This window comes from Enterocloster sp. OA13 (genome assembly GCF_022440595.1).
GTDB classification, from domain to species: Bacteria; Bacillota; Clostridia; order Lachnospirales; family Lachnospiraceae; genus Enterocloster; species Enterocloster hominis.
Window position 1 is genome coordinate 6,192,839 of sequence record NZ_JAKNTF010000001.1, and the last position, 22,850, is coordinate 6,215,688.

The 22,850-nt window shown below is 50.0% G+C and carries 18 protein-coding genes and 1 pseudogene; 17 read left to right on the forward strand and 2 right to left on the reverse strand.

The genetic code is table 11. The features are described from left to right. Window positions 1-5 precede the first annotated feature (5 nt). The 13 genes from MCJ35_RS32620 to MCJ35_RS27665 all read left to right on the forward strand — a co-directional run bounded on the left by MCJ35_RS32620 (window position 6) and on the right by MCJ35_RS27665 (window position 15,021). Window positions 6-101, forward strand: coding sequence for a DUF6783 domain-containing protein (locus MCJ35_RS32620; protein ID WP_488473324.1), 96 nt, complete (start codon window positions 6-8; stop codon window positions 99-101). A 497-nt stretch (window positions 102-598) separates the two neighbouring features. Next, complete coding sequence (locus MCJ35_RS27610) at window positions 599-940, forward strand: arsenate reductase family protein (RefSeq protein WP_008724162.1); 342 nt, start codon at window positions 599-601, stop codon at window positions 938-940. Between the two features lie 9 nt (window positions 941-949). Then, complete coding sequence (locus MCJ35_RS27615; RefSeq protein WP_240299724.1) at window positions 950-1,606, forward strand: 5-formyltetrahydrofolate cyclo-ligase; 657 nt, start codon at window positions 950-952, stop codon at window positions 1,604-1,606. A 173-nt stretch (window positions 1,607-1,779) separates the two neighbouring features. Next, window positions 1,780-2,982, forward strand: a complete 1,203-nt coding sequence (locus tag MCJ35_RS27620) for an ROK family transcriptional regulator (RefSeq protein ID WP_008724165.1) — start codon at window positions 1,780-1,782, stop codon at window positions 2,980-2,982. A 32-nt stretch (window positions 2,983-3,014) separates the two neighbouring features. Then, a complete protein-coding gene (locus MCJ35_RS27625) occupies window positions 3,015-3,836 on the forward strand; it encodes a sugar phosphate isomerase/epimerase family protein (protein ID WP_025484232.1) in 822 nt (273 codons plus the stop codon). Between the two features lie 46 nt (window positions 3,837-3,882). Continuing rightward, window positions 3,883-4,875 carry a Gfo/Idh/MocA family protein gene (locus MCJ35_RS27630; RefSeq protein ID WP_025484231.1) on the forward strand — a complete coding sequence of 331 codons (993 nt, stop codon included), beginning with the start codon at window positions 3,883-3,885 and terminating at the stop codon, window positions 4,873-4,875. 18 nt (window positions 4,876-4,893) lie between these two features. Next, window positions 4,894-5,778: a carbohydrate ABC transporter permease gene (locus tag MCJ35_RS27635; RefSeq protein WP_008724171.1), complete on the forward strand. Its 885-nt coding sequence runs from the start codon at window positions 4,894-4,896 to the stop codon at window positions 5,776-5,778. A 9-nt stretch (window positions 5,779-5,787) separates the two neighbouring features. Further along, window positions 5,788-6,618: a carbohydrate ABC transporter permease gene (locus MCJ35_RS27640; protein ID WP_025484229.1), complete on the forward strand. Its 831-nt coding sequence runs from the start codon at window positions 5,788-5,790 to the stop codon at window positions 6,616-6,618. Between the two features lie 33 nt (window positions 6,619-6,651). Next, complete coding sequence (locus MCJ35_RS27645) at window positions 6,652-8,070, forward strand: ABC transporter substrate-binding protein (protein ID WP_025484226.1); 1,419 nt, start codon at window positions 6,652-6,654, stop codon at window positions 8,068-8,070. A gap of 317 nt (window positions 8,071-8,387) precedes the next feature. Continuing rightward, window positions 8,388-10,997 (forward strand): cation-translocating P-type ATPase, encoded by a 2,610-nt coding sequence (locus MCJ35_RS27650; RefSeq protein WP_025484225.1) that lies wholly within the window; start codon window positions 8,388-8,390, stop codon window positions 10,995-10,997. Between the two features lie 487 nt (window positions 10,998-11,484). Further along, window positions 11,485-12,087: a cytidylate kinase-like family protein gene (locus MCJ35_RS27655; RefSeq protein ID WP_008724181.1), complete on the forward strand. Its 603-nt coding sequence runs from the start codon at window positions 11,485-11,487 to the stop codon at window positions 12,085-12,087. 231 nt (window positions 12,088-12,318) lie between these two features. Further along, window positions 12,319-13,617: a glutamine-hydrolyzing GMP synthase gene (gene guaA, locus MCJ35_RS27660; RefSeq protein ID WP_025484223.1), complete on the forward strand. Its 1,299-nt coding sequence runs from the start codon at window positions 12,319-12,321 to the stop codon at window positions 13,615-13,617. A gap of 222 nt (window positions 13,618-13,839) precedes the next feature. Next, window positions 13,840-15,021, forward strand: coding sequence for an ISL3 family transposase (locus MCJ35_RS27665; protein ID WP_240299690.1), 1,182 nt, complete (start codon window positions 13,840-13,842; stop codon window positions 15,019-15,021). Window positions 15,022-15,530: 509 nt separating this feature from the next. Here the strand turns inward: MCJ35_RS27665 and MCJ35_RS27670 are convergent. Continuing rightward, a complete protein-coding gene (locus MCJ35_RS27670) occupies window positions 15,531-17,951 on the reverse strand; it encodes an ATP-binding protein (RefSeq protein WP_025484219.1) in 2,421 nt (806 codons plus the stop codon). A 211-nt stretch (window positions 17,952-18,162) separates the two neighbouring features. Here MCJ35_RS27670 and MCJ35_RS27675 point away from each other — a divergent pair, with 211 nt between their 5' ends. Both MCJ35_RS27675 and MCJ35_RS27680 read left to right on the forward strand, forming a co-directional pair. Beyond that, a complete protein-coding gene (locus tag MCJ35_RS27675; RefSeq protein WP_034577000.1) occupies window positions 18,163-18,867 on the forward strand; it encodes a FadR/GntR family transcriptional regulator in 705 nt (234 codons plus the stop codon). 108 nt (window positions 18,868-18,975) lie between these two features. Further along, window positions 18,976-20,049 carry an AI-2E family transporter gene (locus tag MCJ35_RS27680; RefSeq protein ID WP_025484218.1) on the forward strand — a complete coding sequence of 358 codons (1,074 nt, stop codon included), beginning with the start codon at window positions 18,976-18,978 and terminating at the stop codon, window positions 20,047-20,049. A gap of 20 nt (window positions 20,050-20,069) precedes the next feature. On the opposite strand, the gene MCJ35_RS27685 is transcribed toward MCJ35_RS27680, so the two are convergent. Continuing rightward, window positions 20,070-21,092, reverse strand: coding sequence for a LacI family DNA-binding transcriptional regulator (locus MCJ35_RS27685; RefSeq protein WP_034576986.1), 1,023 nt, complete (start codon window positions 21,090-21,092; stop codon window positions 20,070-20,072). Window positions 21,093-21,433: 341 nt separating this feature from the next. On the opposite strand from MCJ35_RS27685, the gene MCJ35_RS27690 reads away from it, so the two are divergent. Continuing rightward, window positions 21,434-21,820, forward strand: coding sequence for a hypothetical protein (locus tag MCJ35_RS27690; RefSeq protein WP_051400607.1), 387 nt, complete (start codon window positions 21,434-21,436; stop codon window positions 21,818-21,820). Between the two features lie 15 nt (window positions 21,821-21,835). Next, a pseudogene (locus tag MCJ35_RS27695) lies at window positions 21,836-22,849 on the forward strand (ABC transporter substrate-binding protein); the annotation flags it as partial. Between the last annotated feature and the right edge of the window lies 1 nt (window position 22,850).

Below are 22,850 nucleotides of genomic sequence, written 5' to 3' on the forward strand. Positions count from 1 at the left end.
AGGAAATCCGTTCCGATGAGGGAGGCGCGGGCTGCGTTGACCGAATTGAGACCAGATATGCCGCGAAGTGGGATATACAGATGGCGGGAATGAATGTTTAAACAGGCCATAATGTCCTGACGAAGGAAAGCTCCTGCCCCGGTGCCGTTTGATGGCCGGGACAGGATTTTTGCGGTTTCAGGGATTCTATTGGGTATGGGATATTAGGCAAGGGCTATTAGGTAAGGGCTACCAGGAGTGGGTTACTAGGCAAGGGCTGTTAGGAGTGGGTTACTAGGCAAGGGCTGCTAGGTGTGGGCTACTGGGCAAGGACTGTTAGGAGTGGGTTACTAGGCAAGGGCTGCCAGAAGTGGGTTACTAGGCAAGGGCTGTCAGGTGTGGGTTACTAGGCAAGGACTGCTAGGAGTGGGTTACTAGGCAAGGGATGCTAGATATGGGCTGTCAGGCAAGGATTATCAGGCATGATGGCATTATCAATGAAATCAATTGATGGATACCGTCCCGTCTGTTATAATGTGGTATAAAATACAGGCATTGCGCCATTTACATGGTAAAATGGTGAAATGCCCAAACAGGATATGACCACAGGAGAGCGGATATGAACATACAGATATTTGGAAAGTCCAAGTGCTTTGATACAAAGAAAGCAGAGCGGTATTTTAAGGAACGGGGAATCCGGTTCCAGTCCATCAACCTAAATGAAAAGGGCATGAGCAAGGGTGAATTCAACCGGGTAAAACAGGCGGTTGGGGGTCTGGACGCTATGATTGACAAGGAGTGTAAGGATAAGGACCTTCTGGCATTAATTCAGTATATCGCGGCGGAGGACAGGGACGGGAAGGTTTTGGAGAATCAGAAAGTGCTAAAGACACCGATTGTGAGGAATGGAGCCAAGGCAACGGTGGGGTATCAGCCGGATGTGTGGAAGACGTGGGAGTGAGTGCTGGGAATGGATGGGAATAGGGAAAAGGAAGAGGATAGGAAAAAAGAACTGACTAGTAAAAAAGGACTGGGCAGGAAACAGGAAGATAGTAGGAAAAGTCAGGAAAACAGGAAGCAGGAATTGAGGAAACTCATACGGCTCCAGGTTTCCGGCCTGAGCCAAGAATACTGTATACAGGCAGACCGGGCCATCTGCCAGACAGTGACTGGGCTGGATGAATATCATGAGGCGCGGACGGTGTTCATCTTTGTGGGAACCAAGGAGGAAATTAATACCAGGCCCATAATTACCGATGCATTAAAGCAGGGAAAGCGGGTTGCTGTTCCGAAATGTATATCAAAGGGCGTGATGGAAGCGTGCCTGATTGATTCATTGGACAATCTGGAGGCGGGCAGTTACGGCATTCAAGAGCCGGGGAATGATGCGGTGAGGGTGCAGCCGGAGGAGATTGACCTGGCGGTCATCCCATGCTGTACATGCAGCCATACGGGCAAACGCCTGGGGTACGGAGGCGGGTATTATGACCGTTATCTGGGACGTGTGGCAGGAATGAAGGCGGTCATATGCAGGGAAAGGATCATGCGGGATGACATACCGGTGGAAGAACATGACCAGGCGGTGGATATGGTCATATCGGAGGGTGGGACCTGGAGGATGACATGATGACATAGGGATGATTGAGGACCACGGCTTTGCGGGATGCAGGGAAGCGGTCCTTTTTCAAATTCGTTTGCATCATGTTCTTTTGCATTTGGGTATTGCGAAATAAACAACTGTATGCTATACTCAAGATAATTAGTAAGGTCACTGAACAAATTAATGGAGGGGGAGATTTGGTGAAAAAATATAACCAGCTTCTAATCAAAGATAACAATAAAAAACAGATATACCAGCTCATAGAGGATTTTCCCGGAATCAGCAGGACACAGATTGCGGAACAGCTCAAACTCAGCAAGACAACGGTTTCGGCCCTGGTGGATGAGATGATGCAGGAAATGTTTGTAATAGATGAAGGCGCATCAGAAAGCAACCGTCAGGGAAGAAAGCCGAACAGCCTTACTGTCAATAACAGTACCAATTATGTGATTGTTTTAAACTGGCATAAAGATAACCTTGAGATTGCCCTGGTGGATTCGGCCATGAATATTGTGCTGTGCAGGGAATACGACATGAAGAACACAGGAGATGCCCTGGCAGAATTAAAAGGATATTTTGAGGAATTCAGGGAAGCGCAATGTGTAGATATCCATGTAATGGGCGTCTGCGTGATTGTACCCGGGATGATTGATGAAAAACATGATGAGATCATATCCGTGGTACTGCCCACGGAAAGCCAGGGAAATTATAAGATCAGCCGGTTGAGGAGTATGCTGGACGGGTATCCCCTGGCCATTTTAAACGACACGGCATGTTTTGCCTACGCGGAAACGGCCTTTGGGAAGCTGGATGGGGAGAACTACATTTATATTAACATCAATGACGGGGTTGGTGCGGCCATTATCCACGACGGCCATCTCCTTAGCGGGGCCAGCGGGATGGCAACACAGTTTGGGCATTTTTCAGTGGACCGGAATGGATACCCCTGCGCCTGCGGCAATCGGGGATGTCTTGAGAACCAGATTGGAGAACTGGCGCTTCCAAGGCTGTTTGAGGAATTTGGTCTTGATGTGCCAAAATCATCCGGGGAGAAGCTGCTGTTCAAAGACCTGGCGGCCCTGGTGCGGGCAGAGGATGAGGACGCGTTAAAACTCATGTCTTATATGGCAGAGGATTTTGCATATGCCCTTTGCAATGCTATTACCTTGTTCCATCCGGAGCTGGTCATTATTGGAGGAATAGGACGCAAGCTGGGAGACCGTTTTTTGGAATTGCTGAAGGGAAAGATGCAGCAGTTTGGTTTCCGCCAGTTCGTATCGGATGTGGATGTGGTTTACACAAAGCTGGGGGAGGCATCGGTTGTCAGGGGAGCTGCCAAATACTATATTAACCGTTATTTTAAATTCAATGACATGGAACCTTCGCAGCTGTTTTGCGGATAATGATGTGGATTGACAGGTAAAGGAGGAAGCCTATGAAACCATTGGGAATTGCAGTCATTATGGGGGAAGACCTTAAGGAGACCCTCCGCTGGGCAAAGGACAGCGGCTTTCATAACTGCCAGCTGCAGCTTTGGGATATGTCCCATCTGTGCAGGGAACATGCAGGGGATGTTAAGGAACTTCTGGAACAATTAGATATGGAGGCAACCGGACTGTGGTGCGGCTGGCACGGTCCGGTTAAATGGGACTTTGCCGAAGGCCCTTCCATTCTGGGAATTGTTCCGCCGGAATACAGGTCATCCCGTGTGAAGAACCTATTGGATGGGGCAGAATATGCCAGGATACTCGGAATCAGGGATATCATTACCCACCTTGGTTTTGTTCCTACTAACTGCAGGGACGTGAATTACACAGGTGTGGTAAGTGCGCTGAGATATATTACATCGGAACTGAAAAAGCATGGGCAGAATTTCTTAATGGAAACAGGACAGGAACCGCCAATCGTGCTCCGGCGCCTGATTGAGGATGTGGGAAGCGACAATCTGTTTGTTAATTATGACCCCGCCAACCTCATGATGTATGGCAATGCCAATCCGGTGGATGGCCTGGACGTATTGGGACAATATGTGCGCAGTGTACATGCAAAGGATGGAAGCTATCCTGAAAATGGATATGAGTTAGGATGTGAATATCCCATTGGAAAAGGTAAGGTGGATTTCCCCAGGTTCATAAGGAAGCTGAAGGAGATTGGATATAACGGTCCTATTTCCGTGGAATATGAGATAGAAGCCGGCAATGAGAGACAAAAGCAGGAGATTATCGATGGGAAGGAATATTTAGAGAGCATATTGTAAGGATTTTGACAGCATATTCCAACGGACATGATTGTGGAGGTTATTTATGAAGGTGGCTATATGGGGTGCCGGGAAGATGGGACAGGTTCATGGCCAGGCCTATAAAGGGATGGGAAACGATGTTGAGATAGCATATATAGTTGAACGGGATGTGGGAAAGGCGGCTGAATTTTCTGAGAGGTTCCGATGCAGGGCCGTAGACAGCCTGAGCGGGCTGGAGGGAAAACAGGTAGATGTGATTGACATATGCCTTCCAACGTATCTGCACAGGGAAGCCATTGAGCAGGCCATGGACATATGTGACTATATATTCTGCGAAAAGCCGGTATGCCTTACAATGGATGATTATTATGAACTCTGCCGCATTGCAGATACAAAGACATGCCATCTGATGGTGGGCCAGGTCCTTAGGTTCTGGAATGGGTATGTGAAGGCCAGGGAAATGGTACTTGACGGCGAGATTGGCAAACCAAGGCTGATTACATGTTTCAGGAGACAGAAGATGCCTTCCTGGTCAAAGGGAAACTGGCTTATGGACAACAGACAGAGCGGCGGGCTGCTGATGGATCTGTGCATACATGATATAGACTATCTATACTGGCTGCTGGGAACACCGGAACAGGTGTCCTGTAAAATCGTGGAGAGGGAGGAGACAACCCTTCATGGAATCCTCAACATAGTATATGGCTGCTGCTGCGCCAATGTGGTGGGTTCCTGGGGAATGCCCGAAGGATTCCATGACGGGGGCCTGGAGTCCCTGCTGGAGATTGTGGGGGACACCGGGATGATTACATATTCCGGAGGCGATTGTCTGGAATTGATCCGCGGAAATGAAAAGCAGTGCATCAATCTGGAACATGAGGATGGGTATGAAGAAGAGCTTAAATATTTCGTGGAATGTGTAAAATGCCATAAGGAGCCAGAACAGTCAAACCTGGTCTCTGTTGAAGGTACCATGAAAATATTATGGGCTGCGAAAGAGGCTGCGGATTCGAGGCAGTTTATTTCAATCGATGCCAGTCAGCTGTGTAAGCAATAGAAAGAGGGATTGGGCAATATGATGAAACGTTATATTAAGAAAAAGCCATATATACCGTATATTGCACCAGCCATGGCCATCATGACGGTACTGACGGTATTTCCGACGGTTTTCCTGTACCTTATCAGTATTACGGATTATCAGCTGGGGTGGGATCTGGGGCGTGTCCGTCTGGTCTGGTTTGATAATTACATCCGCCTGTTCTCCGGCAGGGACCCTGACTTCTGGAATGCTGTCTATATCAGCCTTAAATTCATGGTCATTACAACAGGAATTGAGATGGTGCTTGGGTTTATGATTGGTAAACTGCTGTGCGATTCGGAGTTCAAGCTGAAGCCGGTCATATTTGCCATATTAATCATACCAATTGTGATGACGCCCAGCATTGCTGGAAATATATGGAAACTAATGCTGAATTCAGAATATGGAATTGTAAATTATTTCCTGAATCTGGTGGGCATATCAAATGTAACGTGGCTGGACGCCAATCTGTCATTTACATCTGTCGTCCTGGCGGATGTCTGGCAATGGACACCGTTTGTATCTTTAATCAGCTATGCAGGACTGTGCTCATTGCCTGCGGATCAGTATGAGGCGGCCAGGATTGACGGCGGCAACGCATTCCAGCTGTTCCGCTATATAACGCTTCCGTCACTCCGGCCATTGATTTTCCTGACCTTGATATTCAGGACCATAGACTCGCTGAAGATATATGACATGCCGTTTGTCCTGACCCAGGGCGGTCCGGGAAATTCTACGGAATTCCTCAGCCTGCATATTTACAGGCTGGCAAATGCACAGAACGGATTGATTGGAAGGGCGGCTGCCAATGCCATCATACTGATGGTTATCTCCACCATGGTCAGCAAGCTCCTGATCCATTACCAGAGAAAGGGGGACTAAGCCGTGAAGATGAGCAGAAAAAACAAAAGGGCTTTTCTTGGAATCGGAAAAGGAATCATCTTTTTCATTGTATGCCTGTTTTTTATAGCTCCCTATCTGTGGATGGTATTAATCAGCCTGAAACCGCGTGTGGATATTTTTGACCCGGGAAAGTTTATATTCCAGCCAACCCTGGAGAACTATGCCAGTATCATAAAGAATGCCCATATACTGGATTATTTTGCCAACAGCGCTGTGGTATCTGTGGTTTCTACCATTGTATCCCTGGTAATCGGTTCCTTTGCAGCATATGGATTCGCAAGATTTAACTGGAAGAAAAGGGAGAACACTGCTTTTCTGGTCTTAAGCCAGAGGATGCTGCCGGCCATGGCCATTGTGATCCCATACTTCCTGATGGCAATGGCGGCCAGGCTTCTTGATACCCGGGTGATACTGATAATCTGTTACCTGCTGTTTAACATACCGTTCACAATCCTTATGATGCGTGGTTTCTTTGAAGACATACCAATGGAGATTGAGGAGGCCGGTAAGATTGACGGGTGCAATGGACTTCAGGTTTTCAAAGAGCTGATACTGCCGCTGTCCCTTCCCGGACTGACAGCAACGGCAATATTCTGCCTTATTAATTCCTGGAACGAATTTGTCTTTGCAAACTTCCTTACCAGTGTAAATGCCAAGACAGTTCCTACCTCTGTCATGCTTTTCTTGTCCGTGTCAGGGACAAAATGGGGAGAGATGGCAGCAACCGGAGTGCTTTCCAGTCTTCCGGTAATCCTTTTTGGGATAATTGTCCAGAAATATATGATACGCGGCTTAACATTCGGAGCAGTGAAGGGTTAACAAATGTAATTTTTAAAATAAGGAGGAAATGCTATGAAAAGAAAGTTGTATTCGACGGCAACAGCATTGATGCTTGTATTGTCAATGACAGCCTGCTCTGCCGGCAAGGGGGCGCCTGCTTCATCCGCGCCTGCAGATACCTCGAAATCAGGGACCGAGGCCCAGGATACTGCCGCTCAAGAGAGCACGGAAGCCGCCGCGGATGCTTCAACCATGGAGGGCTGGGGCAAGCTGATGAAGGAACAGTATGATGGTACCAGGATTGTTGTATCCATGGCATCCCATCCATCAACCGAAGCCTTCCAGACAATGGCTGGGGAATTTACTGATTTAACAGGTATTCAGGTGGAGTGGGATGTGGTGGAGCAGACCTATCTTAAGAACAAACAGCTTCTGGACTTCCAGGGTGCGCACAGCTATGATGTCTTCATGGTTGACAGTTTCTGGAATGCGGAATATGGAGCTAAGAACGTGGTCCAGCCCCTTGATGATTATATGAATGACCCTCAGAAAACACCGGAATGGTATGACAAAGCCGACCTGATTCCCGCCTACTGCGACCTGGGCCAATACAAAGGGGAGACCATCGGTATTCCCATAGCAGGCGAAACCAGGTTCCTCGCCTACCGGACGGACCTGTTTGAGAAATACGGCAAGGAGCCGCCTAAAACCATGGATGAATTCCTGGAACTGGCAAGATTCTTTAATGGCAAAGAGGATGGTCTGTATGGGGTTGCCCTGAGGGCACAGAGAGGAATCCACTTTGCGTCCGGATGGCTGACCACCATGTATGCATTCTGTGACGGCATGATGGACCAGAAAACACTGGAGCCTAAAATTAACGACCCGGGAGTGGTGGAATCCCTGCAATGGTATCTTGACATGCTGGAGTGCGCACCGCCAGATGTTTCGACTTATACACATGAGGAAGCCCTTGGGGCATTTATGTCAGGCAAGACAGCCATGTGGCTGGATGCAACCGCAATAGCTTCTGCGATTACGGATCCGCAGAAGTCAAAGGTTTACGACAAGGTAGCATTTGCAGCACCGCCCGATGGACCGGCAGGAGAGTCGGCAGCCCTGGCAGACTGGAACATTTCCATACCCAACGGCGCCAAGAACCCGGATGCGGCATGGGCGTTCATGATGTATATGACAAGCCGTGAGAAGAGTCTGGAATACGTAAAGAACGGCGGCGCTGCAACCAGGTATTCCGTATATGAGAACGAAGAGCTGATAAAGGAGAATCCGTCCTATCCGGCACAGCTGGCAGCACTGGAGAAGGCCAACGGCCTTGTTAAGAGGGGCCTTCAGTGGACACCGCCCCACGAGCAGATTAACCAGATGCTGGATATAATGGGAAGCTATGCATCACGTGCACAGGCAGGCGAGATGACGGCGCAGGAAGCCTGCGACAAAGCCCAGGCCGACGTACTGGATTTACTGAAATAGCAAAAATTTTCCGCTTTCCCCTTGACATTTATTCAAAAAAGGGATAAACTCATTAAAACTTCATAAGCAAGGCAACACAGCTAAAGAGGGAGTAGTTTAAATATATTGTCAACAACCTCGGTTCTGCACGGAACCTGGCAATATATGCCGATACGGTTACAAGACTTTTATGCGTGGCTTGCAGATATGTTACATATTCTGGCAAGCCATCCATGGAAGTCTTTTTTTATGCAGAAGACCAAAGGGTATTTGGGAACCACTCATCCTGAAGCACCCGTGGATGGCGCCGGAGATGTACTGAATAAGGAGGAAAGCATATGAAAGAATGGTATCAACAGACAAAGGAAGAGCTACTGGAGCATTTTCATGTAACGGAACATGGGCTGTCCGGTGAGGAGGCCGGGAAGCGGCTGGCTGAGAAAGGGGAAAATGTCCTTAAGGAGGGTAAGCGCAAAAGCACCCTTCAGGTGTTTTTTGAGCAGTTCTGCGACCTTTTGGTGGTAATCCTGATCATTGCCGCACTTATATCCATGGTAAGCGGCAATGTGGAAAGCACCATCGTGATCATCGCCGTTATCGTACTTAATGCAATCCTGGGAACCGTGCAGCATGCAAAAGCGGAGAAATCCCTGGACAGCCTTAAATCCCTGTCTTCGCCCAGCGCCAAGGTGATGAGGGACGGACATAAGATTGAGGTTCCATCGGCGCAGGTGGTTCCGGGCGACATCCTGTACCTGGAGGCCGGGGACCTGGTGGTTGCTGACGGAAGGATACTGGAAAATTATTCCCTGCAGGTCAACGAAAGCTCCCTTACAGGGGAATCCACCAATGTGGATAAAAGCGACGGCCTGATTCATGATGACTGCGCCCTGGCAGACCGGGCCAATATGGTATATTCCAGCGGCCTTGTGACCTACGGAAGGGCTGTGGTGCTGGTGACATCCACTGGAATGGAAACGGAAATCGGTAAGATAGCAGCCCTCATGAACGCCACGAAGGAGAAAAAGACCCCGCTGCAGATTAGCCTGGACCAGTTCGGCAGCCGTCTGGCCATGGCCATCATGGTAATCTGTGCGCTTGTGTTCCTGCTGAGCCTGTACCGCGACATGCCAATCCTGGATTCACTGATGTTTGCGGTTGCGCTGGCAGTTGCGGCAATCCCTGAGGCGCTCAGCTCCATCGTAACCATTGTCCAGGCAATGGGAACGCAGAAAATGGCAAGGGAACATGCCATCATCAAAGAGCTGAAGGCAGTGGAAAGCCTGGGCTGTGTATCAGTCATCTGTTCCGACAAGACAGGGACCTTAACCCAGAATAAGATGACGGTACAGAATATCTATGTTAATAATGAAACCATTTCCATCGACCGTCTGGACCTATGCAACCAGCTTCACCGTTACCTGCTCTATGACGCCATCCTGACCAATGATTCGTCCATTGTGGACGGAAAGGGAATCGGCGACCCGACAGAGTTTGCATTGGTGGAAATGGGGCGCAAGGCCACTGTGGATGAAAACCTCCTCAGGGAACTGATGCCCCGCCTGGAAGAAATTCCCTTTGATTCAGACCGTAAACTGATGAGTACAAAATACGAACTTCACGATGTGCCCACCGTACTGACAAAGGGCGCCCTGGACGTGCTTTTGGACCGCACGGTGAATATCAGGCTGGAAGATGGAATCAGGGAAATCACCCAGGCGGATAAGGATGCAATCCTTCAGAAGAACCTGGAATTTTCCCAGGAAGGGCTTCGCGTCCTGGCATTTGGATACAAGGAAGTGGCGGAGGATTACACGCTGTCACTGGACAATGAAAATGGATTCACGTTCCTGGGCCTTATCTCCATGATGGACCCGCCAAGGGAGGAATCCAAGGCAGCGGTAGCCGATGCAAAGAGGGCCGGAATCAAACCGGTGATGATTACAGGCGACCATAAGATTACTGCAACTGCCATTGCAAAGCAGATCGGTATTTTTGAAGAAGGCGATATTGCCATGACGGGCCGTGAGCTGGATGCCATGACAGAAGAGGAGCTGGATAAGGATATCACCAGCATATCCGTATACGCCAGGGTGTCGCCTGAGAATAAGATCCGTATCGTGGACGCATGGCAGAGAAGAGGTTCCATCACAGCCATGACAGGTGACGGCGTCAATGACGCGCCTGCACTTAAGAAGGCGGACATCGGTGTTGCCATGGGTATCACGGGAACCGAGGTTTCCAAGGACGCGGCGGCCATGATCCTCACGGATGACAACTTTGCAACCATCATCAAGGCAGTCGCCAATGGCCGGAATGTATACCGTAACATCAAGAACGCGATTAAGTTCCTGCTTTCCGGCAACATGGCGGGAATCCTGTCCGTGCTGTACACTTCCGTGGCGGCCCTGCCGGTGCCGTTTGCCCCGGTCCATCTGCTGTTCATCAACCTGCTGACCGATTCCCTGCCAGCCATTGCCATAGGAATGGAGCCGGCTGAAAAGGATTTACTGTCAGAAAAGCCAAGGGATCCAAAGACAGGAATCCTTACAAAAGACTTCATGCTGACCATCCTCACCCAGGGCGGCATCATTGCAGTCTGTACCATGATTGCCTTCCATATGGGGCTGGGGAGTGGAAATGCAGGCATAGCCAGCACCATGGCCTTCTCCACCCTGACCCTTGCAAGGCTGTTCCACGGTTTCAACTGCAGAAGCAGGCACAACATCTTCAAGTTAGGCTTTTCCAGCAACTGGTACAGCCTGGGCGCCTTTGCCGCCGGAGTCTGTCTGCTGGGCCTTGTAATGTTCGTACCATTTTTACAGAAACTATTTTCCGTCACCCCCCTGACCCCATCCCAGATCGGAAGCGTCTGCCTGCTTGCAGTAATCCCGACCATCCTGATCCAAGCCTCCAAAATCTTAAGAGATTTTAGGCATAGGAATTAACTGGGAAGTGTGGTATAATGTCCACGTAGGCAATGAGCAGTGCACAAAAAGAGAAACAGGAAATCCCGTTGTGCTTGCACATAAGGAATTTTCTGATTCGCTTTTTGTATAGGGCGAAGCCCGTGAGCGAAATGGAGCGCAGCGGAATTGAGCGCGCACTGCGGACCCGGGATGCCGCGCCCCACCCAGCGGCCGCGGCATCCCGGGCCAGTGCGCATCCCAGCCCCACCGGATGTCCAGGCCCCCGCGCATCCCAGCTCCACCGGATGTCCCGGCCAGCGTGCATCCCAGCTCCACCGGATGTCCAGGCCCCCGTGCATCCCAGTTCCACCGGATGTCCCAGGATAGCGCGCATCCAAGCTCCACCGTGCATCCCGGCCCCTGTGCCCCAGCTTCACCGCACACCCCGGCCCCATCCCCTCACCCCATCGCCATTACCTACAAGCCACACAACAACCAACCATCCAACAGAAAGGGGCGGTGCTATATGGATAAGGTCATTACAATAAGCCGTGAATTCGGAAGCGGAGGCCGTGAACTGGGAGTAAAGCTGGCTGATAAGCTGGGGATTCCCTTTTATGACAAGGAACTGATTTCCATGGCAGCAGACGATATCAATATTGCAGAGGATGCATTCCAGCATTATGACGAGCATATCGTTGTGCACGATCCCCTGGACAGGCAGTTCTACCACGCATTTTCAGAAGTGTACCAGATACCCATGTCCGATCAGATATTTGTAGCCCAGTCCAATGTAATCCGCAGGCTGGCATCCCACGGACCCTGCATCATAGTGGGGCGCTGCGCGGATATGATACTGACCGACAGCCTGAACCTGTTCATCTATGCCAAAATGAAAGACAGGATCAAGCGCATGCTGGAGCTGGAATCAGAAGCTGAGTCAGACGGGAAAGAGATGGAGCGCCGTATACGTGAAGTAGACCGCAAGCGGAAAGAATACTACCAGTACTACACCGGCAACACATGGGGAAGGGCCCAGAACTACCACCTGTGCCTGGACAGCGGCCCGGTTGGCGTAGAAGGCTGCCTGAGGGCGGTACTGGCTTATCTCGGAGAAGAGACACAATAGCAGGTATAGCAATATACCAGCCATATAAATCATGCACAACCCACAGAATAATTATGGACAGAACCCAAGGCCATGGAAACAGGCCGTCATGCAGGAATGCAGGGTCCTGTCCATTTTAACATCACAGCCAAAGGATACGCCCACGCAGGACATTCCTGCTTGTAACCAGGCCCGGGGCATAGTATAATGAAGAAAATAAAAAAATAATACAAATGAACTAGGAGGCAAACGATGAAACAGGATATGATAGTGATTCTGGACCTGGGAAGTTCTGAGAACACCAAGCTGGCCAGGGACATCAGGGAAATGGGTGTTTACAGCGAGATTTATCCCCATGATATTACTGCGGAGGAACTTAAGGCGCTGCCCAATGTAAAGGGTGTCATCATCAACGGCGGCCCCAATCATGTGGTGGATGGCGTTGCCATTGACGTGCTGCCTGAGATTTATGAGGCTGGTTTTCCTGTGATGGCGGCAGACCATGCACCTGCGGCATGTGAGTGTTCCATCAGCGGCTGGGATGGGGATGGGGCCCAGGTACTCCGTTCCTTTGTCTTTGATACATGCGGCGCCCAGGCCAACTGGAATATGAAGAACTTCATATCTGACCAGGTAGAACTGATTCGTGAACAGGTAGGGGACAGGAAGGTGCTTCTGGCCCTGTCAGGAGGCGTGGACAGTTCCGTTGTTGCGGCCCTTCTGATTAAGGCAATCGGCAGGCAGCTGACCTGTGTCCATGTGAATCACGGCCTTATGAGAAAAGGTGAATCTGAGAGCGTAATCGAAGTATTCAAAAACCAGATGGATGCCAACCTGGTATATGTGGATGCCGTGGAGCGTTTCCTTGGCAAACTGGAGGGCGTGGCTGACCCGGAGCAGAAGCGCAAGATCATCGGCGCCGAGTTCATCCGCGTGTTTGAAGAAGAAGCACGGAAGCTGGAGGGAATCGACTTCCTGGCACAGGGAACCATTTACCCGGACATTGTTGAGAGCGGAACCAAGACAGCCAAGGTAGTCAAATCCCACCACAATGTAGGCGGGCTTCCCGAGGACCTGGACTTCACACTGGTTGAGCCGCTGAGACAGCTGTTTAAGGATGAGGTGCGGGCCTGCGGCCTGGAACTGGGGCTTCCTTATGACATGGTATACCGTCAGCCATTCCCCGGCCCTGGCCTGGGAGTACGCTGCCTTGGCGCTATCACAAGGGAACGTCTGGAAGCAGTCCGGGAATCCGATGCCATCCTGCGCGAGGAATTCGCCAATGCCGGATTGGACAAGAAGGTCTGGCAGTATTTTACCATTGTGCCGGACTTTAAGTCAGTGGGCGTAAGGGACAATGCGCGCTGCTTTGACTACCCTGTGATTATCAGGGCCGTGAATACGGTGGATGCCATGACAGCCACCATTGAGCGCATTGACTATGACGTGCTGCAGAAGATTACGGACAGGATTTTGAAGGAAGTTAAGAATGTGAACCGGGTATGCTATGATATAAGCCCGAAGCCAACGGCTACGATTGAGTGGGAATAATGAAAATAACGTGGGAACCCAGCATGATTGCTGGGTTCCCACACCTATCCTGCTTTTTGAGTACAATATTAGATTAAAATAATGGTTCTATACTGAATGTTGGGGTGTGCTGAAAAGCACACTTCCAACATTCTTTTGATTGTAATAAAATACATCTATAAGAAGCCTCCCAAACCCATTATTCCGACCAAAGTTTAATGTTATGGAGGTGACCCCTTATAGATGTACCCTAATTATACCAAGGCTTTCCTTAACTTGGAAGGTGTTTTTATTAAAAAAGTGGTTCAGGCAGACTCTTTCATTAAAATTTTCATCCAGTCCCAACCGGTAGAACAGATTTGCCCCTGCTGTGGGGCTAATACAAAACGGATTCATGATTACCGTTTACAAGAGGTCCAGGACATTCCCTTACTGGGAAAACAAGTTATCCTGCTCCTTCGCAAACGCCGCTACCTCTGCCCATACTGCCGCAAACGGTTCACGGAACCCTATTCGTTCCTCCCCAGATACCACCGCAGGACCCGCAGGCTGGCATTTTACATTGTCTCCCTGCTCCGGCAGACCTTTTCCTTAAAACAGATTGCAGAGCTTACCGGTGTTTCCGTCCAGACGGTCTGCCGCCTTCTGGACACGATTTGCTATTCTCCGCCTGACCAGCTTCCGCAAGCGCTTTCCATTGACGAATTCAAAGGCAATGCTTCTACCGGTAAATATCAGTGCATTCTGGTTGATCCGAAAAAGCGCAGGATCCTCGACATTCTCCCGGATCGGACCCAGAGCCATCTGGCTGATTATTGGCGGAACATTCCCAGGAAAGAACGCCTGAAGGTAAAGTTCTTCGTCTGCGATATGTGGCGCCCCTACACCGAACTTGCACAGACCTTCTTTCCAAACGCTACAATCATCGTGGATAAATATCATTTCATCCGGCAGGTGACATGGGCGATTGAAAATGTACGCAAACGACTGCAGCGGTCCATGCCGGTTTCTCTGCGTAAGTATTATAAACGCAGCCGGAAACTCATTCTGACCCGCTATAAAAAGCTGAAGGATGAGAACAAACAGGCCTGTGATTTAATGCTTCACTATAGCGAGGATCTACGTCTGGCACACCGGATGAAAGAGTGGTTCTATGATATCTGCCAGATGGAAGCGTATCGTCAGCAGCAGAAGGAATTTGATGACTGGATTACGAATGCACAGAGCTGTGGGATCAAGGAATTTGAAGCCTGTGCTAAGACCTACAGGGCCTGGCGAAAAGAAATCCTGAATGCCTTTAAATACGGGTTGACAAATGGTCCCACAGAAGGATTTAACAACAAGATAAAGGTATTAAAACGGAGTAGCTACGGAATCCGGAATTTCAAACGGTTCCGAACCCGGATACTTCACTGTACATCATAGGATAAAAAGGTCGGTAATGCGGAGGCTTATTTGGCATGCCCAAAATCAGTAAAACCTGGAACTAAACATAAAAAGGGCCCTTTTCATAGAATTGGGGCGGGATTTTACAAATCCCACCCCAACTATTGACAAAGAGCCAGAATAATAGAGGAACCGGTACTAAACCAGTTCCCCTAAAAGTCATGCCCTTGAGCCACGTAGGTCATCAAGGTACGTTCAATCATATTATATGTGATTAAAATAGTTTTAACCACTTGGATTAAGAATAAGGAATTAAGGTCACATTGTCAAGGGATTTTTGAAATCATCGAAGTGTTTTTTAGCGTTTCCAGTTATTTGGAAATCCCAGTATACTCCGAATTTTGCTAATAGGAATAGTAGTTAGCTTAGAAGACAATTCATTGAACCATCCTTCTATTTAATTCTGAAAAGCAGTGTATTGCTTTTCAGAAAGAACCATTTTAAAGGCAATCATACCAACCATTGCCAACCCCGCTCCATCCCCCGCATCAATCCTCCTGGCGTCCATCCCCCGCAGCCTCCTTGCGCTGGTTCTTCTCCTTCCAGAGAAGGCAGCTGGAAAGCGCATTCTTAAGCTGGTCCATGGAAACCGGCTTGGCAAGATGTCCGTCCATTCCGGAAAGCCGGGCGCGCTTGGCATCCTCGGCAAAGGCGTCAGCCGTCATGGCAATGATGGGCAGCTCCTGGATGTACTCCATCTGGCTGCTGCGGATTGCCTGGGCTGCATCGTACCCGTTCATTACCGGCATCTGTATGTCCATGAAAATAATATCATAGTATAAAGGCGGATGGGAGAGGACCATATCAACCGCCACCCGGCCGTTTTCAGCGGTATCCACCGTGGCGCCCAAAAGACTCAGCATTTCCACGGCTATCTGCTGGTTGATTTCGTTGTCCTCTGCCAGCAGGACGCGCAGTCCGGGAAATGTTTCAGGCAGATTGGGCTTGTTACCAGGAATGACAGGCGGGGCGCCGCATTTGGTCAATGTGAGTGTAATGAGGAAACGGGTGCCATTTCCATATTCGCTTTCTATCTGGATATCACCGCCCATCATGGAAACCAGGTTTTTCACAATGGTCATGCCAAGCCCGGTCCCCACGGTCTTGCTGGTCCGGCTGTCGTCCGCCCGGCTGAAGGGTTCAAATATGTGTTCAATATACTCCGGCTTCATGCCGATTCCGGTATCTTCAATAATAAAGCAGTAGGTCCCCATGGTCTGGGTCATTTTGTTAAGTTCATTCAGCCGTATGGAAATCCTGCCATCCTCCGGTGTGTACTTGGAGGCATTGTCCAGGATATTGACCAGTATCTGTTTCAGCCGCCGCTCATCGCCCAGTACCTGGGGATGAAGCCCCTCTTCTATATGGACGGACAGGGATTGGCATTTCTGGTCAAGGGAAATACGCACCATCTCCACCACATCCTCCAGCAGATGGTTCAGGTTAAATTCGTTCTCTTCCAGTTTCACGGTGCCGCTCTCAATCTTGCTCACATCCAGGACTTCATTAATCAGGCTTAGGAGATGGGTGCTGGCATTGGCTATCTTCTCAAGGTAATCCTTCAGCCGCTCCTCCTCCCCTGTATGCAGCCGGGCCAGCTGGGTCATTCCGATGATTGCGTTCATGGGAGTCCGGATGTCATGGCTCATTTTGGAAAGGAAATCGTTCTTGGCATGGTTGGCATTTTCCGCCTTCTGCAGCGCTTCCTCAAGAAGCTGTTTGGCCTGGCGTTCCTTCTCAATGGCAGCCTCCTGTATCCTGCGGTCCTCGTCGATGCTGCGGGACAGGGTAATCTCAATCAGGTCATCCGTGTCAGGGCTTTCCACGTGGACTACCTCGGTATGGCTCCAGTGGTAGAGGCCGTCCGTGCCTCTGTGGGGTATTTTCATGGATACGATATGCTGGCCGCCCCTGTATGCGTCCATCAATGACTGGCGGGAGAATTTGTCCATGAATTCCTTCTGATAATCAGGGTGCACTGTTTCATATTCGGCAGCTATCAGGTCGGTAAAATAACCGGATTCAGCCGGTTTACTGACAGGATAACGGTTATATTCCAGCATATCATAGGTGTTGCGGGTCAGATTGACCGCAATCAGCATCTGGTAGGCTGTGCGGGCCGCTGTTGCCAGCTGGCTGATTTCGACATTGCGCCGCTGCTCCAGCATGTATTCGTCCTGGATATCCCGGTAAACCAGGACACACCAGCAGCCTGTTTCAGCCGGAGGCTCCACCTTGGCGGCGGTAAACTCCACGATATGATAGGTGCCGTCCTTGGTCAGACGGCGCAGGCGCCTGGTAATCTGTTTTTTTCCGGTCCCGAATATACGCAGCATGGATGCCCGCGTAAAATACTGCTCAAACTGCTCCAGGTCATCCGGGTGCAGGACCTGACTGGAATATCTGCGGTTTTCTGAATCAAAATTACCGTGTTCCGGAATATCGGTCCACATTGCATCCTTCTGACAGTTGACATAATAGTCCGCGGTTAGATTGACAATAATACATTCCCCAAAAACAGTTACAAGGCTCTGGGCATATATCCGGCTGAACCTCCAAAGCCCCTGTTCCTCTTTTAAGCTCATCCGGTGGGGGGTGGCTGTTATGACAACTGCGTTGATATGGCCATCCCAGATAATCCGGTTGGCAGTGACATCAACCGTTGTTTTAAGAAGGGGATCATAGGATAATATATGGCTGGACAGTCCATCGCCCAACGCGCTTAATGGGCAATTGTCACAGTGCTCAGGCCACACCTGGTGGCATGGGCTGCCAAGTCCTGCCTTCTGCCGCCCGGTTTCCTGACAGCGCTTATTAAAGTAAAGGAGACGGTGGGAATCTTCTTCTATCACATAAATGCTGGTTTCGGTCAGCGCATCCAGCAGGTTGATTAAATTATCAGCAGTCATGGCTGTTTCTCCTCGTTCCTACATTCAATGGCTTTCAAAGTATTAACGGTTAAAGAGATATTTCACGTTTATTATACATCGGCATGGGGTAAATAGGAAGAATTTCTTGAAATGGATGCCGCACTTGTATACAGCTGTGATTTTTGATACAATTATCACAGAAAAATGCAGGAAGCAGCAGCTGCCGATCCTGCACCGCGGGGGTAAGGACATGGATGATTCAGTTAATTTAAAGGGAAAACTGCTTGCAGAGCAGGTTCAGGAACAGATATTCCAGTATATATTAAACACACCGGTTGCCTTAGGGGACCGGCTGCCCAATGAATTTGAACTGGGAGAAAAGTTCGGGGTAGGCAGAAGCACGGTCAGGGAGGCTGTGAAGCTTCTTGTTTCCAGGGGAATCCTGGAGGTGCGCAGGGGGTCCGGCACCTATGTGGTAAGCACCACGCCTGTGGACATGGATCCTCTGGGGCTGGGGGCGATGGAGGACAAGATGGCCCTGGCCCTGGACCTGGTGAATGTCCGTATGATACTGGAACCGGGAATTGCCGAGATGGCTGCCCTCAATGCCAGCCAGGAGGATGTGGAACGGCTTCGTGAGCTTTGCCGTATCATTGAATATAAGATTGAGAATGACGAAAATTATATTGAAGAGGATATTGCATTCCATACCGGGGTTGCCAGATGTTCGGGCAACAAGGTGGTGGAACAGCTGATACCCCTGATTGATACGGCGGTCATGATGTTCGTGAATGTGACCCACAGAAGGCTGACAGCGGAAACCATCATGACCCACAGGGCCGTGACGGACGCCATAGAGGAAAAGGATCCCATGGGAGCAAAGTCAGCCATGATGATGCATATGACATTTAACAGGAACATGATAAAGGAAATGATTAAAAATAATGAGAATTAATGCAGGATATCCATCCAGATTTTGAGAAAAATCAGCTGGTATATTTTCCAACCATCGGCTCATACTAAGAGGGTACAAAGGAAGTACGAATCAGAAACAGGTGAGTCCATGGAAAAGCCGGGTAAGAAACTGAAGAAATTATTAATCATAACAGGAACCACGGGAGCGGTGTATGCTGGGTTTAGATACCTGCTGCCCCTCGTGGCTCCTTTTTTAGCGGGTTATATATTCGCCCTTCTCCTGCGTCCCTCCGCCCGTTTCCTGGCATACAGGATGCGGATCCATGTAAAGGGAAAGACCTTCCATATGCCCATCGGGGTCATTGGGGGTGCAGAGTTTCTGGTACTTATATCTATTCTGGGGACAGGACTGTATATGGGGGCTGTTAAGCTGTGTGCGGAAGGGAAAATGCTGATGATGCACCTTCCTGCGTGGATAGACCGTTTTGATATATGGCTGACCGGGAGCTGCCACCGTGTGGAAACTGCCTTTGGCCTGAGATATGACTGTGTGGCGGACCTGGCCGGGGAAATGCTTTATCAGCTGGTGGACACGGGAAAGACAGCTGCCATGCCGTTCCTGATGACCAACTCGCTGTCCATCATTGCCTGTCTGGCGAAATGGGCCATCATCAGCCTGGTGGTGTTCCTGGCAGCCATACTGAGCCTGCAGGAAATGGAGGACCTGAGGACGAGACGGGACCAGTCAACCTTCAGGAAGGAATTCAACCTCATTGGGGGACGGCTGGTACAGACGGGAAAAGCCTGGTTTAAAAGCCAGGGCATCATCCTGTTCATCACCACCGGGCTGTGCATTGCAGGTATGTTCATAATAGGCAATCCATACTATATCATGGCAGGTATCGGCATCGGGATCCTGGACGCCCTTCCCATATTCGGCACAGGCACCGTGCTCATCCCGTGGGCCTTCCTGGAACTGCTGACAGGGGACTGGAAACAGGCGGTCATACTGACCGGCCTTTACCTGGTCTGCTATTTCGTGCGCCAGATACTGGAGGTGCGCATGATGGGAGGCCAGGTGGGCCTGTCCCCCCTGGAAACCCTGGCAAGCGTGTATGTGGGGCTGGAGCTGTTTGGATTTTTCGGGTTTATCCTTGGGCCGCTGGGGCTGCTGCTGGTTGAGGACCTGGTGGAGGTGTGGACCAGGGAGACGGACGGGTGATGCAGGACAATCACGGATGTTTACTGCGGATCCAGATTCAATACGGATGTGCGCTCCACCAGACTGGGGGTAAAATAGTAATCCCTGTGTGGCTTATCCGGGTCATCAATCCGTCCCAGCAGCACCTCGAATGCCTTCTTGCCCATGGCTGCATGGGGCTGGTTGACGGTCGTTAAGGGAATGTTCATGGTTTCCAGCAGGGGAATGTTGTCAAATCCCACAATGGAAATATCCTCCGGTATACGCACGCCTTTCCGTTCCAGGGCGTTATAAGCCCCGATGGCCATCATGTCATTGCTTACAAACATAGCCGTTATATCAGTAGCCAGCAGCTCCTGGGCAAGCTGGTAACCGGAATCATACTGGAAGGTGCCGTATTTAACATAGTCCGGGTTGTAGGCAATGCGGCTTTCCTCCAGCACCTGCTTATAACCGTTGAGACGGCGCCTGGCCCCGTATTCTGACATGGGACCGGTGATACATCCGATCCTGGTATGGCCCATGTCGCGCAGATGCTTTGTGGCCATGTATCCCCCCATCTCATTGTCCAGGGTAATGAAGTCATGGAAAATATCATGGATGGCGTATTCCAGAAGTACATAGGGAATCTGGCACCGGTTCAGGATATCGGAGCAGCGTTTGGGATAATCCCCCTCGTTGATGGTTGCAGGCGGTATGATGATGATGCCGTCCACGCAGCGCTTCTGCAGTACGTCAATATAGTACAGGGTCTTATCCACATCATTGTCCGCATCGCACAGGAATACGCCATAATGGTGGTTATAGGCGGTGCGCTCCACACTGTGTGTTATGGTGGACAGGAACATGTTGGTAATGTCGGGCAGTATAAGCCCAATGGTGTTGGTCTTCCTGGTGGCCAGCGATACGGCAATCTGGTTGGGCGTATAACCCAGGTCCTGCGCAATCCGCAGGATACGGTCACAGGTCTCCTGTGAGATGCGGTGCTTCTTGTTGTTGAGCACCAGGGAAACCGTGGTGGGGGATACCCCCGCAAGTTCGGCAATGTCCTTTGTTGTTATCATGCAAATCCCTCATTTATCTTAAATTCTGGTTTCTCAGCAATGTGTAATACGCTTGGTAAAGCGGATAACCTATAGATATTATGGGAGATTTAATGGAAAATGTCAATATTTATTTTGATAAAAGTGAAAAGTAAAAAATAATGCTGAATAATTTTAAAAAATATCTTGACAAACATGTACAAATCGTATAATAATTTAAGCATAACCAGCTCGAACAAGCAAAAACAGGGAATTATTAATGTGATAAAGCGCTTTATCACATGATAATCCACAAATTACCAATTTTTCATATAGGGATTTTATCAAGTAAAGAATCAATGGTTCAAGAAGGAGGAAGTTCGATGATGAAGAAGCAGATATTGAGTATATTGGCTGCTACTGCCATGGCGGCAGGGCTGCTGGCTGGATGCGGTGGTTCAGGAAACGCATCATCCACTGCGGCTGATGGGGGTGCTGTCCAGACCGGAAAAGCTGCAGATGGAAAGGATACCCAGGGGACGGGGGGAAAGATTCCGCTTACCATGTGGTTTTGGAGTTCCAATGAAGAACAGCAGGCGACTCTTCAGCGGGTGCTGATTGACAAGTTTAATGCGGCCCATCCTGAATATGAACTGACGGTGGAATACAGGGGCTCTGTGAATAAGGATATGGCGGTGGCCCTGGCAGCCAATGAGGGTCCGGATATTGTATACGAATCTTCCCCGTCCCTGGCCATGTCTTACATATAGGCGGGAAAGTATGCGGATTTAAGCGGATATTCGGAACAATACGGATGGAAGGACCGTATCATAGGACCCATGTACGACAGTTCCACGGTTGAGGGCAGGCTTTACAGTATACCTATGGGTCTGAATGTGATTGGAATGGTCTATAACAGGCGTGTCCTGGAGGATAACGGATGGAGTGTGCCCTCCACACTGGAGGAGTTAACCTCTGTCATGGACCAGGCCATGGAAAAGGGACTTTATGGTTCCGTCACAGGTGCGGCAGGATGGCGGGAGACCAACGAGGATTACGCCTCCCTTTTCATTAACAGCTTTGCCGGCCCGTCCGAGGTCTATAAGTGCCTTACAGGAGAGCAGAAGTGGAATACACCCGCCATGCTGTCCGCCATAGAAACATCTTCCCAGTGGTATAAGAAGGGATATCTGTGTTCGGATTATACCAATTTTGGCTGGGGGGAGGCAGCTTCCATACTGGGGGAGGGAGGCGCGCCGTTTTTCTTCGGGCCGCTTAAATTTGTCCAGAACCTGTCGGCCTATGCTGTGGATGAACATAAAGATGATTTTGGATTTACGGTATTCCCGGCAGGACGGGAGGGAGTGGATCCTACCTATACCATCGGTGCCACCGGTCTGCTGGCCATCAACGCCAGTTCTGAACACAAAGATGTGTGCGCCGAGTTCCTGGATATGATGCTGACCAATGATTTTGTAAGCGGGATATCCGTGGACTGGCCCGGATACTGGGGCGTACCCCTGACCACCCTGAATGAGATTGATGCTTCCCAATATGAAGGGCTGACAAAATCCTTCCTCAGCGGAATCAGCGAGGCCTGCAAGGCCATTGATGAAGGGAATTTCGGTTACTACTGCTCTTCCTACATCCCGCCTCAGACGTTTGAGGAATTCGTGGCCATTGATGGAGTATGGTTCGGGGAGTACAGTGCATCCGACATGCTTGATAAGGCGGATGCGGTCTTTGAAGGAGAGCTTTCGTCCGGACTGGTTCCCCCTGTTCCGGCGCAGGGCAAATAGG